This window comes from Paracoccus haematequi (assembly GCF_900631945.1).
Classification (GTDB): domain Bacteria; phylum Pseudomonadota; class Alphaproteobacteria; order Rhodobacterales; family Rhodobacteraceae; genus Paracoccus; species Paracoccus haematequi_A.
Map to the genome: position 1 here is coordinate 157,045 of NZ_UZWE01000029.1, position 14,869 is coordinate 171,913.

The 14,869-nt window shown below is 70.3% G+C and carries 19 protein-coding genes; 16 read left to right on the forward strand and 3 right to left on the reverse strand.

From position 1 onward, the window contains the following. Window positions 1-5: 5 nt before the first annotated feature. From PARHAE_RS09375 to cobD, 4 genes are read left to right on the forward strand one after another with little or no spacing between them, the layout of a single operon-like run. A complete protein-coding gene (locus PARHAE_RS09375; RefSeq protein ID WP_126154349.1) occupies window positions 6-584 on the forward strand; it encodes a histidine phosphatase family protein in 579 nt (192 codons plus the stop codon). Window positions 585-587: 3 nt separating this feature from the next. Beyond that, complete coding sequence (locus tag PARHAE_RS09380) at window positions 588-1,373, forward strand: propanediol utilization protein (RefSeq protein ID WP_126154350.1); 786 nt, start codon at window positions 588-590, stop codon at window positions 1,371-1,373. After that, window positions 1,370-2,305: an adenosylcobinamide-phosphate synthase CbiB gene (gene cbiB, locus PARHAE_RS09385; protein WP_126154351.1), complete on the forward strand. Its 936-nt coding sequence runs from the start codon at window positions 1,370-1,372 to the stop codon at window positions 2,303-2,305. The genes PARHAE_RS09380 and cbiB overlap by 4 nt, the downstream gene beginning before the upstream one ends. 9 nt (window positions 2,306-2,314) lie before the next feature. Beyond that, window positions 2,315-3,283, forward strand: a complete 969-nt coding sequence (gene cobD / locus PARHAE_RS09390) for a threonine-phosphate decarboxylase CobD (RefSeq protein WP_126154352.1) — start codon at window positions 2,315-2,317, stop codon at window positions 3,281-3,283. Between the two features lie 234 nt (window positions 3,284-3,517). On the opposite strand, the gene PARHAE_RS09395 is transcribed toward cobD, so the two are convergent. Next, on the reverse strand, window positions 3,518-3,619 hold the full coding sequence (locus PARHAE_RS09395) for a LysR family transcriptional regulator (protein WP_126154353.1): 102 nt from the start codon (window positions 3,617-3,619) through the stop codon (window positions 3,518-3,520). A 178-nt stretch (window positions 3,620-3,797) separates the two neighbouring features. Between PARHAE_RS09395 and phnC the strand changes: the two genes are divergently transcribed. From phnC to phnE (PARHAE_RS09415), 4 genes are all read left to right on the forward strand, one after another. Then, the gene (gene phnC / locus PARHAE_RS09400; RefSeq protein ID WP_126154354.1) at window positions 3,798-4,616 is read left to right on the forward strand and encodes a phosphonate ABC transporter ATP-binding protein; all 819 of its coding nucleotides are present in this window, start codon (window positions 3,798-3,800) and stop codon (window positions 4,614-4,616) included. Between the two features lie 34 nt (window positions 4,617-4,650). Next, on the forward strand, window positions 4,651-5,553 hold the full coding sequence (phnD, locus tag PARHAE_RS09405) for a phosphonate ABC transporter substrate-binding protein (RefSeq protein WP_126154355.1): 903 nt from the start codon (window positions 4,651-4,653) through the stop codon (window positions 5,551-5,553). Window positions 5,554-5,615: 62 nt separating this feature from the next. Beyond that, a complete protein-coding gene (phnE, locus tag PARHAE_RS09410; protein WP_126154356.1) occupies window positions 5,616-6,494 on the forward strand; it encodes a phosphonate ABC transporter, permease protein PhnE in 879 nt (292 codons plus the stop codon). Further along, a complete protein-coding gene (phnE, locus tag PARHAE_RS09415) occupies window positions 6,491-7,822 on the forward strand; it encodes a phosphonate ABC transporter, permease protein PhnE (RefSeq protein WP_126154357.1) in 1,332 nt (443 codons plus the stop codon). Before phnE (PARHAE_RS09410) ends, phnE (PARHAE_RS09415) begins: the two co-directional genes overlap by 4 nt. A gap of 3 nt (window positions 7,823-7,825) precedes the next feature. On the opposite strand, the gene phnF is transcribed toward phnE (PARHAE_RS09415), so the two are convergent. Then, window positions 7,826-8,536 (reverse strand): phosphonate metabolism transcriptional regulator PhnF, encoded by a 711-nt coding sequence (gene phnF, locus PARHAE_RS09420; protein WP_126154358.1) that lies wholly within the window; start codon window positions 8,534-8,536, stop codon window positions 7,826-7,828. 102 nt (window positions 8,537-8,638) lie between these two features. Between phnF and phnG the strand changes: the two genes are divergently transcribed. The 8 genes from phnG to phnN are packed head-to-tail and all read left to right on the forward strand — an operon-like array spanning window position 8,639 to window position 14,159. Next, the gene (gene phnG / locus PARHAE_RS09425) at window positions 8,639-9,073 is read left to right on the forward strand and encodes a phosphonate C-P lyase system protein PhnG (RefSeq protein ID WP_164555201.1); all 435 of its coding nucleotides are present in this window, start codon (window positions 8,639-8,641) and stop codon (window positions 9,071-9,073) included. After that, window positions 9,073-9,639 carry a phosphonate C-P lyase system protein PhnH gene (gene phnH, locus PARHAE_RS09430; RefSeq protein WP_126154360.1) on the forward strand — a complete coding sequence of 189 codons (567 nt, stop codon included), beginning with the start codon at window positions 9,073-9,075 and terminating at the stop codon, window positions 9,637-9,639. Before phnG ends, phnH begins: the two co-directional genes overlap by 1 nt. Next, window positions 9,639-10,730, forward strand: a complete 1,092-nt coding sequence (locus PARHAE_RS09435; RefSeq protein WP_126154361.1) for a carbon-phosphorus lyase complex subunit — start codon at window positions 9,639-9,641, stop codon at window positions 10,728-10,730. Before phnH ends, PARHAE_RS09435 begins: the two co-directional genes overlap by 1 nt. Continuing rightward, window positions 10,727-11,314, forward strand: a complete 588-nt coding sequence (locus tag PARHAE_RS09440; protein ID WP_126154362.1) for an HAD family hydrolase — start codon at window positions 10,727-10,729, stop codon at window positions 11,312-11,314. The genes PARHAE_RS09435 and PARHAE_RS09440 overlap by 4 nt, the downstream gene beginning before the upstream one ends. Then, entirely contained in the window at window positions 11,311-12,171 is an 861-nt protein-coding gene (locus PARHAE_RS09445) for an alpha-D-ribose 1-methylphosphonate 5-phosphate C-P-lyase PhnJ (RefSeq protein WP_126154363.1), read from the forward strand. Before PARHAE_RS09440 ends, PARHAE_RS09445 begins: the two co-directional genes overlap by 4 nt. Next, on the forward strand, window positions 12,171-12,944 hold the full coding sequence (phnK, locus tag PARHAE_RS09450) for a phosphonate C-P lyase system protein PhnK (protein WP_241232744.1): 774 nt from the start codon (window positions 12,171-12,173) through the stop codon (window positions 12,942-12,944). Before PARHAE_RS09445 ends, phnK begins: the two co-directional genes overlap by 1 nt. 4 nt (window positions 12,945-12,948) lie before the next feature. Next, on the forward strand, window positions 12,949-13,632 hold the full coding sequence (gene phnL, locus PARHAE_RS09455) for a phosphonate C-P lyase system protein PhnL (protein WP_126154364.1): 684 nt from the start codon (window positions 12,949-12,951) through the stop codon (window positions 13,630-13,632). Continuing rightward, complete coding sequence (gene phnN / locus PARHAE_RS09460; protein WP_126154365.1) at window positions 13,629-14,159, forward strand: phosphonate metabolism protein/1,5-bisphosphokinase (PRPP-forming) PhnN; 531 nt, start codon at window positions 13,629-13,631, stop codon at window positions 14,157-14,159. The genes phnL and phnN overlap by 4 nt, the downstream gene beginning before the upstream one ends. Here the strand turns inward: phnN and PARHAE_RS09465 are convergent. Further along, window positions 14,141-14,821 carry a DUF1045 domain-containing protein gene (locus PARHAE_RS09465; protein ID WP_126154366.1) on the reverse strand — a complete coding sequence of 227 codons (681 nt, stop codon included), beginning with the start codon at window positions 14,819-14,821 and terminating at the stop codon, window positions 14,141-14,143. The genes phnN and PARHAE_RS09465 overlap by 19 nt on opposite strands. Between the last annotated feature and the right edge of the window lie 48 nt (window positions 14,822-14,869).

The following is a 14,869-nucleotide window of genomic DNA, read 5'->3' on the forward strand; positions in this document are numbered from 1 at the left end:
CCGCGATGTTGCCTTTGGCCTGTGACGAACTGGTCCTGATCCGCCACGCCCCCGCCGACAGCGAGGGGCGGATCTGCGGCCGTCGCGACGTGGCCGCGCGGCTGGGCGATCCGGCGGCGATCGACACCCTGGCGCGCAGGCTTGCGCCCTGCGCCCTGGTCGTCGGCAGCCCCGCCCTGCGCTGCCGCCAGACCGCCCGCGCGCTGTTTCCCGGCCGCGAGGTTCCGACCGATGCGCGTCTGTGGGAACAGGATTTCGGCGCGCATGAAGGGATGCCCGCCCAGGAACTGCCCGATCTCGGCCCGTTGGACCGGGCGTCGCTGGCCGCGCTGTCGGCGCCCGGCGGCGAAAGCTTCGCGGCGATGGCGGCCAGGGTGACGCCCGCGCTGGCGGATCTGGCGGCCAGGGCGCGCGGGGGCGGTCCCGTGGCGGTCGTCGCCCATGCCGGGACGGTGCGGGCGGGGCTGGCCCTGGCCCTGGGCGACATTCCGGCCGCGCTTGCCTTCGAGGTCGCGCCGCTGTCTCTGACCCGGCTGCGCTGCCTGCCGGACGGATTCTCCGTCATCTGCGCGAACGCCGTCTGAGCGATGGTGTTCGTCGCGGGGCATTTCGGCGAATGGCTGCAAGGCCGGGTCGGCCCGGCGGCCCAGGTCGCCCTGGTCACGATGGCCTGCCCGGCCTTCGGCGTAAGGGCGCGGCGCGACGACGCCGACGGCCTGGCCGTCGCGGGTGGGCTGATCGGCCCCGACCGCTGCGGCGCCTTTCTGGACGCGCTCGGCCTGCCGTCGCGTGGATGGTTCCACGTCGCGGCGGACCTGCCGCCCGGCGGCGGGGCAGGGATGTCCACCGCTTCGCTGGTCGCCCTGGCCCGCGCCGCCGGGGCGGACGAAGGCCGTATCGCCGCTGCCTGCCTGTCGGTCGAGGGGGCGACGGATCCCTTGATGCTGTCGCGCCCCGATGCGGTCCTGTGGGCGCCGCGCCGCGCGCAGGTCATAAACGACGCCCCGCCGCCGCCCGAGGCCGAGATCCTGGGCGGGTTCTGGGGTCCGATGCAGCGCACCGACCCGGCCGACCACGATTTTCCGGCCATCGACGATCTGGTCGCGGCCTGGATGGCAGGCCCGGATCTGCCCCAGGCCGCCCGCCTCGCCGCCCGTTCGGCCCGTCGCACCACCGCCCTGCGCGGCCCCTCGGACGACCCGACCCAGGCGATGGCCCGCGCGCTTGGCGCCCTTGGCCATGCCCGCGCCCATACCGGCCCGGCCCGCGCGCTGATCTTCGCGCCGGGCACCGTCCCCCCCGGCGCCCAGGCTGCGCTGGAATCCGCCGGCTATTCGACCTGCCTGCGCTTTCGCACCGGAGGCCGGGGATGAGCCTTGCCGCGATGATGGCCCTGGCGCTTGCCGTTGATGCCCTGGTCGGCTGGCCCGCGGGGCTGTATCGGCGCATCGGCCATCCGGTCGGCTGGATCGGCGCCCTGGTGTCGCTGCTGGACCGGCGCTGGAACAGGGGCCGCCCCGGACGGCGGCGGATCGCCGGGGCGGCCTGCGTGCTGGCGGTGCTGCTGGCCTGCGTGGTGCCGGCCATGGCGGTGCAGGCGGCCTTGCCCCAGGGACCGGCGGGCATCCTGGCCGGGGCGATCCTGGCCTGGCCCTGGATCGCCGCCCGGTCGCTGCACGACCATGTGGCGGCGGTGGCGGGTCCGTTGCGGCGGGGCGACCTGCGGGGCGCGCGGGACGCGGTGTCGATGATCGTCGGCCGCGATCCCGCCCGGCTGGATCAGGCCGGGGTGGCGCGCGCGGCGCTGGAGAGCCTGGCCGAGAACGCTTCGGACGGGGTGGTGGCGCCGCTGGTCTGGGGCGCGGTGCTGGGGCTGCCGGGGCTGGTCGCCTACAAGGCCGTCAACACGATGGATTCGATGATCGGCCATCGCAACGACCGATACGAGGATTTCGGCAAGGCCGCCGCGCGGCTGGACGACCTGATGAACCTGGTCCCGGCGCGGCTGACCGGCGCGCTGCTGGCCCTGGCCCACGGCAGCCCGCTGCGGCCGCTGCGGGTGATGCTGCGCGACGCGGGCGCGCATCGGTCGCCCAATGCAGGCTGGCCCGAGGCGGCGATGGCTGGCGCCTTGGACATCCGGCTGTCCGGCCCGCGCCTCTATGGGCAGCGCGTGGCCGATGAGCCCTGGGTGAACGCGACGGCCCCCGACCCGGCCCCCGATACGCTGCGGGCGGGCCTTGCGCTGTATCGCCGGGCCATGGTCCTGTGCGGGCTGGGGCTGCTTGCCCTGGGGTTGATCTGAAGGGGAACCATGCGCGATCACGGCGGCGATCTGGACCGGGCCAGGGCGGTCCATGGCGACGGCGACTGGCTGGATCTGTCCACCGGCATCAACCGGCTGGCCTATCCCCTGCCGGACCTGCCGCCCCATGCCTGGACGGCGCTGCCCGTGGCGGCGGATCTGGCGGGGCTGGAGCGGGCGGCCGCGCGGGCCTTCGGGACCGGCGGGCCGGTGGTGGCCCTGGCGGGTGCGCAGGCGGCGATCCAGCTTGTGCCCCGCCTTGCGCCGCCCGGCCGCGCCGCAGTGCTGGCGCCCAGCTATAACGAACATGCCGCCGCCTTGGCCGCGCAGGGCTGGACGGTGGATCACGTCCCGGACCCGGCGGCGATGGAGGGCGCGGATCTGGCCGTCGTCGTGAACCCCAACAATCCCGACGGCCGCTGCTGGACCCCCGGCGACCTGCGCAGCCTGGCAGGCCGGGTCGGCCGGCTGATCGTGGACGAGAGCTTTGCCGATCCCCACCCGGATCTGTCGCTGGCGCCCCGGCTGGGCGACCTGGGCGAAGGCGCGGTGATCCTGCGGTCCTTCGGCAAGTTCTATGGCCTGGCGGGGCTGCGGCTGGGCTTTGCGCTGTGCGGGCCGCAGACGGCGGCGCTGCTGCGGAGGCTGGCCGGACCCTGGGCGGTGGGCGGCCCCGCCATCGCGGTGGGCACCCTGGCCCTGGGCGACGAGGATTGGAAACGCGCCACCACGAGGCGGCTTCTGGCGGATACCGCACGGCTGTCGGCGCTGCTGGACGGCGCGGCGGGCTGGCCCACCGTGGGGCGGACTGCGCTGTTCGTCACGGCCCGGACGGGGGATGCCGCCGCGGCCCAGGCCCGGCTGGCGCGGGCGCATATCTGGACGCGGCGTTTCCCCTATGATCCGGGCTGGCTGCGGCTGGGCCTGCCGGGCACCGAGACCGAATGGCGCCGCCTTGCCGCCGCCCTGGCGGGCTGATGCCCGGCCCGTTCAGGCCCGGCCCGTTCAAGCCTGTCGGCGGCGGGCGAAGGCCCCGGCGGCGACCAGCCCCGACAGCAGCATCGGCCCAGCGGCTGCCGCTGCCCAGGTTCTGGGTGCCGATCAACTCGCCATTGGTGAACTTGCGCATGACGGTGTTGCCGTCCTCGACCGTGACCAGGCCCCGGCCGCGCTTGTCGAACAGCCTGACGCCGTGGCGTTCCTCCGACCCCTTCAGGTGCTGGGACACGGTGGGACGCCCATGACCTCGGCCGCGCGGCGGACGCTGCCTTCCAGGGCCACCAGATGAAAGGCCCGGATCTGTAGGTAATTCATGGGACTGCCTGACGGGACGGGTCGGGACGAAGGATATTTCCATCCAGATCCCCAGGGCTAGCCCCCCTTTCTTCAGGCGCCGCGACCCGTGCCGGTGTCATGGGAATTTCACCTGACTGTCGAAGAACTGAGACACTGCCGACCTATCAGCCCCCCTCGAGGTCAGCGGAGAGAGCGAGTGCTGGAAGTCAGGAACGTCACGCGGGTTTTCGGCCAGAAGGCTGCGGTGGACGATATCAGCTTCACCGTCGAAGGCCCCGCCTTCGTCGGCATCATCGGCCGTTCGGGGGCGGGCAAATCGACCTTCCTGCGGATAATGAACCGGCTGACCGATGCCAGTTCGGGCCAGATCCTGGTCGAGGGGCGCGACATTCTGGCGCTGCGCGGATCCGCCCAGCGGCAATGGCAAAGCGACTGCGCGATGATCTTCCAGCAGTTCAACCTGGTGCCGCGCATGGACGTGGTGTCGAACGTGCTGCACGGCATCCTGAACCGCCGCTCCACCGTGCAGACCATGTTCAACCTGTGGTCCCAGGCCGACATCCTGCGCGCCCTGTCCATCCTGGACCGGCTGGGCATCGTCGAACAGGCCCCGAAACGGGCCGAGGCGCTGTCCGGCGGCCAGCAGCAGCGCGTCGCCATCGCCCGCGCGCTGATGCAGGATCCGAAGATCATCCTGGCAGACGAACCCATCGCCAGCCTGGACCCGATGAACGCGCAGGTGGTGATGGACACGCTGAAGCGCATCAACGTGGAAGATGGCCGCATGGTCATCGCCAACCTGCACACGCTGGACACCGCGCGGCGCTATTGCGACCGGGTGATCGGAATGCGCGACGGGCGGATCGTCTTCGACGGAACGCCCGCGCAGCTTTCGACCGGCGTGGCCCGCGACATCTATGGCGCCGACGCGAGCTTCAACGAGGCCGCGACATCGACCGCCATCCCCGCCGATCACGGCCCCGACGACGCCTATGCGGCGAAGATGCTGGCCTGAACCCCACGTCTTACGATCAACCCACGGAGAGACCATGAAAGCCCTTGTCCTGGCCCTTGCGGCCGCCACCGCCCTGACCCCGATCGCCGCCGCCGCGCAAGAGATCACCCAGTTCAACATCGGCATCCTGGGCGGCGAGAACGCGCAGGACCGCATGAACTCGAACGAATGCTACCGCGTCGCCATCGAAAGCGCCCTGGGCGTTCCGGTCAAGATCTTCACCCCCGCCGATTATGACGGCGTGATCCAGGGCCTGCTGGGCGGCACGCTGGACATGGCCTGGCTGGGCGCGTCGGGCTATGCCAAGATCTACCTGACCGACCCCGAGGCCGTGACCCCGGTTCTGACCAAGCAGAACATCGACGGCTCGACCGGCTATTACTCGATCGGCCTGGCCCGCAAGGACAGCGGCATCACCTCGATCGAGGATGCCAAGGGCAAGCGCTTCGCCTTCGCCGACCCGAACTCGACCTCGGGCTATCTGGTGCCGGGCGCCGAGCTGACCGAAGAATTCGGCCCGCTGGACCAGTATTTCAGCGAAGTCCGCTTCTCGGGCGGGCATGAGCAGACCATCGTCGGCGTCGCCAACGGCGATTTCGACGCGGGCGTGACCTGGACCGACGGCCTGGGCGACTGGGAAGACGGCTACAACTCGGGCGCGCTGCGCAAGGCCGTCGATGCCGGTCTGGTGGACATGAACGACATCGTGGAGATCTGGAAATCGAACCTGATCCCGGAAGGCCCGATGGTGGTGCGCAACGCCCTGCCGCAGGACGTGCGCGACAAGGTCACGCAGCTGACCGCCGACCTGCACGAGACCGACAAGCAATGCGCCTATGGCGTGGCCCATGGCGAGGCCAAGGACTTCGTTCCGGTCGAACACAGCGCCTATGACGGCGTGGTCGCCGCCCGCAAGCTGGAAGAATCGAACAGCTGATCCGCTGACATCCATCCGGCCGCGCCCCCATCGGGCGCGGCTTTCCGTTTGAAGGGGGTTTCATGGCCGATACGGCATTCGGACCGCATCCCGACCGCGGCGTCCGGCAGGTCGAGACCGCCTATCTGGATCTGGTCCGCCGCCGCCGCATGTATGGCGGCATCCTGCTGATCGTCTTCGTGGCGATGATGGCGGCGGGCTTCGACCTGGCGCAGTCGCGCAATGCGGGCCGCGTCATCGACGGTCTGCCGATGGTGCTGTCCTTCCCGTCCGAGGTGATTTCCGAGGCCTGGGACAAGCGCGGCAACATCCCCGCCTTGCTGGCCGAGCATCTGCCCTCGCTGATCGAGACGGTGAACATCGCGGCCGTGTCCACCCTGCTGGGCGGGCTGGCGGCGATGGTGCTGGCGCTGCTGTCCACGCGCGGACTGGCCCGCTGGCCCCGGCTGACGCCCGTGTTCCGCCGCCTGATGGACGCGACCCGCGCGATCCCCGAAATCGTCATCGCCTTGATGCTGATCTATATCCTGGGCGGCGGGCCTGTCCCCGCCGTCGCGGCCATCGCCCTGCACACGGCGGGCGCCCTGGGCAAGCTGTTTTCCGAGGTGGCCGAGAACGCCGACCTGAAGCCGGTCGAGGGGCTGACCTCGGTCGGCGCCGGCTGGGGCCAGAAGATGTGGCTGGGGATCATCCCGCAGGTGGCGCCGAACTGGCTGTCCTACGGCCTGATGCGGTTCGAGATCAACGTCCGCGCCAGCGCCATCCTGGGCTTCGTGGGTTCCGGCGGGATCGGCTATGACCTGAAGATCGCGATGCAATGGGGCCAGGGCCGCTATGATCAGGTGGTGGCGATCTTCCTGTTGCTGTTCGCGACCATCGTCGCCATCGACCGCCTGTCCGACCACGCCCGCGCCCGCCTGGTGAAAGGCCGAAACGCATGACCGGCGCCACCCTGATGCCCCCGGTCCGGCCCGCCGCGCCGATCCTGGCGGCCTTCGCCCGCCGCCGCCTGATCGCCTTTGCGGTGCCGCTGGCGATCCTGGCCTATCTGGTCTATGCCGCGATCTCGTTCGATCTGGCGGGGCTGGCGCAGCGGGCGCGGATGGACAATGCCGCGATCTTGTTTTCCGATTTCTGGCAGCACAAGACCCATGTCACCCGCGACAACCGCGACGGCGCCCTGACCGTCGCGGTCGAGGGCGAGGCCAAGGGCACCTATCCCCAGGGCCGCCTGCCCGATTACGTCACCGTCGCGGGCGATACGACCAGCATCGACCTGGGCGACGGCCATCTGGTGACGTATTTCCCCGGCGGCGCGCGCTATGCCGTGCCCGATTACGGCACCATCGAGATCCGGCAGACCTCGGGCGGCCTGGTCCTGACCGCGCCCCAGCCGCGCCCCGACTGGATCAACGCCTCGGACAGCCGGGTCAGCGTCACCACTCCGGCCGGGCGCTTCGCCTATACCCGGTCCAAGGTGGAAACCTTCCGCTATTCCCCCGGCTGGCCGCTGTTCTTCTTCACGCTGGACAGCCCGTTCGCCTATATGACCTGGCCGGAACTGGCCGCCTCTGCCCTGTGGGGGGAACGGGTCGACCCCGAGCGTCCCAATATCGCGGCGATGGCGCATGACTTCTGGACCAATGCGATGTGGCGGCATGGCGATGTCGCCTGGGCGATGTTCGAAACCGTGCTGATGGCCTTTCTAGGCACGATGGGGGCGGCCATCCTGTCGCTGCCGCTGGCCTTCGTGGCGGCATCGAACATGAACCCGGTCGGTCCGTTGCGGTTCGCGCTGCGCCGGATCTTCGATTTCATCCGGGGGGTGGACGCGCTGATCTGGACCATCGTGCTGGCCCGCGCCTTCGGCCCCGGCCCGATGACCGGATCGCTGGCGATCCTGCTGACCGACACCGGCAGCTTCGGCAAGCTGTTCTCGGAAGCCTTGGAGAATATCGACGAAAAGCAGGTCGAGGGCGTCCGCTCGACCGGGGCGAACCGCCTGCAACGCGCCCGCTTCGGCGTGATCCCGCAGGTGACGCCGGTGCTGCTGTCGCAGGTTTTGTATTTCCTGGAATCGAACACGCGCGGCGCCACCGTGATCGGCGCCATCGTCGGCGGCGGGATCGGGTTGTTGCTGACCCAGGCGATCCAGACCCAGAAGGATTGGGAGGACGTGGCCTATTACATGGTGCTGATCGTCCTGACCGTGATCGCGATGGACAGCCTGTCGGGCTGGCTGCGCCGCAAGCTGATCAAGGGTGTCTAAGGGCTAGTCCGGGCTGACGGTCAGCGTCACCCGATCCCCCGCGAACCATGTGGTGCCGTATTCGACCGGCACGCCCTGCGCGTCCACGTTGACCGCCACGGACCGCAGCACCGGCGCGCCCTGCGGCAGTTCCAGCGTCAGCGCCATCGTCGCCGGCGCGGTCTTGGCGGTCAGCCGGGTCTCGGCGCGGGTATAGTCGGCCAGCCCGCTCTGTGCCAATGCACGGGTCACGGAAGGCTCGGCCTTCAGATGCGCCAGCAGGCCGGGAAAACGCATCGCGTCGAAGACCGACCGGAACACCGCGACCGGCTGGCCATCGACCAGCGACACGCCCTCGACCACGTGGACCGGGGCGCCGGGGGCCAGGCGCAGCGCCTCGGCCTCTTTCGCGTCGGCCGCGCGGGTGTCCAGCAGCGTCACCCGGCGCGAGGCGGTGCGCCCCGAGGCCGCGACGTTCTGGTGGAATCGCACCCGCCGCCCCAGCGGATAGTCGGTCGGGGCCGAGGCGACGAAGACCCCCGCGCCGCGCCGCGTCCGCAGCACGCCGGTTTCGGCCAGCGAGGCGATGGCGTGGCGCACCGTGTGGCGGTTCACGCCGAAGCGGGCGGCAAGCCCGGTCTCGGTCGGCAGGCGGTCGCCGGGGCGGTAATGGCCCGCCGCGATTTCGGCCCGCAGGCTGTCGGCGATGGATTTCCAGATCGGCTGTCGTGTCATCGAAAATTCACATCTTCGTCCTTGAGCCAGAAAGCGGGTCGCGGTATCACTTGTCTAGTTGTATAGTAATCTAGACAAGCTGGCAAGATGTCGAGGCCCGGAATGTCCGAAACCACCCCCCTGCGCCGCGACTGGATGTCGCTTCTGGCCAAGGCGCCGCCCGCGCAGCTGGCGGAACTGGCCCCCGACCTGCCGCCGCACGACCTGCTGCGCGCGCCCGAGATCGGCGCGATCATGCTGGAGGGCCGGATCGGCGGCACCGGCGGCCGCTTCAATCTGGGCGAGATGACGGTGACGCGCTGTTCGGTCCAGGTGGGCGGGGCAGTGGGCCATGCCTGCGTGCAGGGCCGCGACAAGGACCACGCCCGCCGCGCCGCCGTGCTGGACGCCCTGATGCAGGGCGAGGGCGCCGCGCGGATCCGCGACGCCATCCTGATGCCCCTGCAAGCCGAGGCCGCCGCCCGCGCCACCGCCCGCGCCGAAAAGGCCGCCGCCACGCGGGTCGAATTCTTCACCCTGATGCGCGGAGAGGATTGATGAACGCCCCGCTTCTGACCGGCGGCTTCGCCGATCCCGCCCGCGACAGCGCCCGTGCCTTCCGCGCCGTGCTGGAGGCGACGGCCCGCCCCGGCACCATCCAGACCGTCGCGGGCCATGCCGCCCCCGGCCTGTCGCCCGCCGCCTCGACCCTGCTGCTGGCGCTGACCGACCAAACCACGCCGCTGCATCTGGCCGGGCCGCTGGACACCGACGACCTGCGCGGCTGGATCGCCTTTCACACCGGCGCGCCGCTTGCCGCCGCCCCGGACGCCGCTTTCGCGCTTGGCCGCTGGGCCGATCTGCACCCCGTGACGCGGTTCCGCATCGGCGATCCGTCCTATCCCGATCGCTCGGCCACGCTGATCGTGGAATGCGACCGGCTGGCGAATGACGGCCCGCGCCTGACCGGCCCCGGCATCCGCGACAGCGCCCGCCTGTCGCTGCCGGAAACGGCGGCCTTCCGGGCCAACCGCGCGCTGTTCCCGCTGGGCTTCGACACGATCCTGACCTGCGGCGACCGGCTGGCCGCGCTGCCCCGCACCACCATCGTGGAGGACAACTGATGTATGTCGCCGTCAAGGGTGGCGAACGCGCCATCGACGCCGCCCACGCCTGGCTGGCCCAGGAACGCCGGGGCGATCCCGCCATTCCCGACCTGACCGTGCCCCAGATCCGCGAGCAGATGGCGCTGGCGGTGAACCGGGTGATGGCGGAAGGCTCGCTTTACGATCCCGACCTTGCCGCGCTGGCGATCAAGCAGGCGCGCGGCGATCTGATCGAGGCGGTGTTCCTGATCCGCGCCTATCGCACCACGCTGCCGCGCTTTGGATCGTCGCAGCCGATGGATACGGCGGCGATGGCGGTGGACCGGCGCGTCTCGGCCACCTTCAAGGATCTGCCGGGCGGGCAGGTGCTGGGGCCGACCTTCGATTATACCCACCGCCTGCTGGATTTCGCCCTGCTGGCCGAGGGCGAGGTGCCCGCCGCCCCCACTGTGCCCGCCGATCCGGCGCCGGTCCCCCATGTCACCGGCCTTCTGGACCGCGACGGGCTGATCCAGCCCGAGCCGCCCTGCGACGCCGCCCCCGCCGACCTGACCCGCACGCCGCTGGAACTGCCCGCCGACCGGGCGCTGCGCCTGCAAGTCCTGGCCCGCGCGGACGAAGGCTTTACCCTGTCGCTGGCCTATTCGACGCAGCGCGGCTATGGGCGCACCCATGCCTTCGTCGGCGAATTGCGCATCGGCCGCGTGCCGGTCAGCGTCGAACTGCCCGAACTGGGCTTCGCGGTCGAGATCGCCGAGGTCGACTTGACCGAATGCGAGACCGTCAACCAGTTCACCGGATCGAAGACCCAGCCGCCGCAATTCACCCGTGGTTATGGGCTGGTCATGGGCCAGTCCGAACGCAAGGCCATCTCGATGAGCCTGGTGGACCGGGCGCTGCGCTGGCAGGAACTGGGCGAGGATTTCACCGGCGCCCCGGCGCAGGACCAGGAATTCGTGCTGTCCCATTGCGACACCGTGCAGGCGACAGGGTTCCTGGAACATATCAAGCTGCCCCATTACGTCGATTTCCAGTCCGAACTGGAACTGGTCCGCCGCCTGCGGGCCGAGGCGATGGCGGCGACCGCCATGCAGGAGGCTGCGGAATGAACATCGTCTTCGACATCGGCAATGTGCTGGTCCGCTGGGACGCGCGGGCGGCCTTTGCCGCCCTGGACTCGGCTGCGGCGGATGCCTTCCTGTCGCGCGTGGGTTTCGCGGCGCTGAACCTGCGCGGCGACGGCGGCGAAACCTTCGCTGACCTCGCGGCCGAAATCGCCGACCCGGCGGACCGCGACCTGTTCCTGTCCTACCTGCCGAACTATGCCGCGACCATCGCCGAACCGATCGAGGGCACCTGGGCGCTGATGGACCGGCTGCGCGACCGGGGCCATGCGATCCACGCCATTACCAACTGGTCGGCGGAAACCTGGCCGCTGGGCCTTGCCGCCCATCCCCGGCTGGGCACGGCGTTTGCCACCACCATCGTTTCGGGGCACGAGCGTGTGGTGAAGCCCGACCCGGCCATCTTCGCGGCGCTGTGCGACCGCGCGGGCATCACGCCCGAAACCTGCGTCTTCATCGACGACAGCGAACGGAACGTGGCAGGCGCGCGGGATTTCGGCATGGACGCGATCCATTTCACCACGCCCGAGGCGCTGGAAGCCGCCCTGACCGAAAGGGGCCTGCTGTGAGCGATTACACCTTCGCCTATCTGGACGAACAGACCAAGCGCATGATCCGCCGCGCGCTGCTGAAGGCCCTGGCGATCCCCGGATACCAGGTGCCCTTCGCCAGCCGCGAGATGCCGATGCCCTATGGCTGGGGCACCGGCGGCGTGCAGGTGACGGCGGCCTGCCTGACGCCCGACGACCGGCTGAAGGTCATCGACCAGGGCGCCGACGACACCACCAACGCGGTCTCGATCCGCCGCTTCTTCCAGCGGACGGCCGGGGTCGCGGTGACGGAATCGACGGCGGATGCCTCGATCATCCAGACCCGCCACCGGATCCCCGAACATCCGCTGACCGAGGGCCAGATTCTTGTCTATCAGGTGCCGATCCCGGAACCGCTGCGCTTTCTGGAGCCGCGAGAGACCGAGACCCGCAAGATGCACGAGCTTGAGGAATACGGGCTGATGCATGTCAAGCTGTACGAGGACATCGCCCGGCATGGCGAGATCGCGACCAGCTATGACTATCCGGTCAAGGTCGAGGGGCGCTATGTCATGGACCCTTCGCCCATCCCGAAATTCGACAACCCCAAGCTGGCGGGCAATCCGGCGATCCAGCTGTTCGGCGCGGGCCGCGAAAGCCGCATCTATGCGGTGCCGCCCTATAGCGACGTGATCAGCCTGGATTTCGAGGATCACCCCTTCGTCGCCTCGAAGGCCGATCACGACTGCGACCTGTGTGGCGCGTCCTCCAGCTATCTGGACGAGGTGATCATCGACGACGCGGGCAGCCGGATGTTCGTCTGCTCGGACACGGATTTCTGCAACTGCCGGCAGGCCGCAGGCCATCGCGGGCGCCTGTCGCCGGAGGTGGCGTGATGGACGGATCGGCTGTGACCATGCCGCTGCTGGCGGTCCAGGGGCTGACGAAACGATACGGCCCGCGCATCGGCTGCGCCGATGTCGGCTTCGAGCTGTGGCCGGGCGAGGTGCTGGGCATCGTCGGCGAAAGCGGTTCGGGCAAATCGACGCTGCTGTCCTGCCTGGCCGGGATGCAGCACCCCGACGAAGGGTCGATCCTGTGGGACGGCCGCGACGTGCTGGATTTTTCCGAGGCCGAACGCCGCCGCCTGCTGCGCGGCGACTGGGCCTATGTCCACCAGAACCCGCGCGACGGGCTGCGCATGGGCGTCAGCGCCGGGGGCAATGTGGGGGAACTGCTGATGGCCGTGGGTCAGCGCCACTATGGCGCGATCCGCGACACCGCGACCGACTGGCTGGGCCGGGTCGAGATCGCGGCGGAACGCATCGACGACCGCCCCTCGGCCTTTTCCGGGGGGATGCAGCAGCGCCTGCAGATCGCCCGCAACCTGGTCACCGGGCCGCGGCTGGTCTTCATGGACGAACCGACCGGGGGGCTGGATGTCAGCGTGCAGGCGCGGCTGCTGGATCTGCTGCGCGGGCTGGTGCGCGATCTGGGTCTGTCGGTGGTGATCGTCACCCATGACCTGGCCGTGGTGCGGCTGCTGGCCGACCGGCTGATGGTGATGAAATCGGGCCGTGTGGTCGAAACCGGCCTGACCGACCAGGTGCTGGACGATCCGCAGCACGCCTATACCCAGCTTCTCGTGTCATCCGTTTTGCAGGTGTAACGCCATGATCCGTATTGAAAACCTGTCCAAGACCTTCACCCTGCACAATCAGGGCGGCACCATCCTGCGGGTGATGGAGGGGGCGTCGCTGGCCGTCGCGCCCGGCGAATGCGTGGGCCTGACCGGGCAATCGGGGTCGGGCAAATCGACGCTGATGCGGATGATCCACGGCAATTACCTGGCGGCCTCGGGCCTGCTGGAGGTCGCCGGTCTGGACATCGTGACGGCCCAGCCGCGCCAGATCGTCGCGCTGCGCCGCGACACGCTGGGCTATGTCAGCCAGTTCCTGCGCGTCGTCCCCCGAGTCCCGACCATCGAGGTCGTGGCCGAACCGCTGCTGCGCCTGGGCGTCGCGCCCGATGCCGCCCGCGCCCGCGCGGCCGACCTGCTGGCGCGCCTGAACATCCCCGAACGGCTGTGGGGCCTGTCGCCCACCACCTTTTCCGGCGGCGAGCAGCAGCGGGTGAACATCGCGCGCGGCTTCGCCCATGCCTTCCCGGTGATGCTGCTGGACGAACCCACCGCCAGCCTGGACGCCGCCAACCGCGAGGTCGTGCTGACCCTCATCGAGGAAGCCAAGGCGCGCGGCGCCGCGATCCTGGGCATCTTCCATGACGAGGGCGCGCGCGACCGCGTCTGCGACCGGCTGGTCGATGTGACGCGCTTCACGCCGGGGCTTGCGGCATGACGCGCGTGGTCGCCGTCGTCGGGCCTTCGGGCGCGGGCAAGGACACGCTGATGGCGCTGGCCTGCGCCGCAAGCCCCGACATCCGCGCCGCGCGCCGGGTCATCACCCGTCCGGCCGAGGCCGGGGGCGAGGATTTCGACGGCGTGACCGAGGCCGAATTCGCCCGCCGCCTGGCTGCGGGCGATTTTGCGCTGCATTGGCGGGCGCATGGGCTGGGCTATGGCATTCCCACCGCCGAACTGACGGGCGCGGGCACCGTGCTGATGAACCTGTCGCGCGCCGTGCTGGCCGAGGCCGTGGCGCGCATTCCCGGCCTGACCGTGCTGCTGGTCACCGCCCCGCCCCAGGTGCTGGCCGCACGGCTGGCGGGCCGGGCGCGCGAGACCGCCGCCGATCAGGCCCGGCGGCTGGACCGGGCCGGTTTCGCCCTGCCGGATGGCATCCCCTTCCGCACGGTCCTGAACGACGGGCTGCCCCAGCAGGGTCTGGCGCGGTTCCTGGACGCGCTTCAGCCGGTCAGGGCATAGCGATGGATCAGGCGGAACGGACCGTCGGCAGGCTCTCCGAACAGGCACAGATCCTCGATCGCGAAGGGGCGCGGCAGGACCGGGGCGAAATGCGCCGCCAGCACCTGCTGCGCCCGCGCGGCCATGTCAGGGTCCAGCCGGTCGGTCAGGGTCAGATGAAAGCGGAACTCCTCCATCACGAAGGGATAGCCCCAGCGGTCCAGCAGCCCGCGCTGCCGTTCGGTCAGCCGTTCGGGACGGCGGCGGGCGATCTCGGCCTGGGTCAGCGGCGCACGCAGCGGATCGAGGACGCGCACCACCTCGGCCCCCAACCGCTGCAAGGCGGCGGCGTCGCCTTCGGGCACAAGCGCCAGGAAACCGTCCAGATTGGCGATCCGCAGCCCCGGCAGGGCCACGGGCATCAGCGCCGCCGCCAGATCGGACAGCGCCGCGTCCAGATCGTCGGGGGTGGCACCCTCGGCCAGCCGGAAGGGCGGCTTGATCGTGCCGTGAAAGCCGTATCGGCGGGGCTCCTGCGTGATCTGCGCTGCGGGCAGGCCCAGGTCCGGCTGGCCAAGCGTCTGGCCGGTGGCGGGATCGCCGCCCAGCCAGCGATGCGCCAGATCGGCGAAGGCGCCGGGGCGCGGAGCGTAATAGATGGCAAAGCGTTTCATGTCGGTCATGATGGCCGACTATCCCGGAACTGTCACACTGCTGTGACAGCGCCGTGG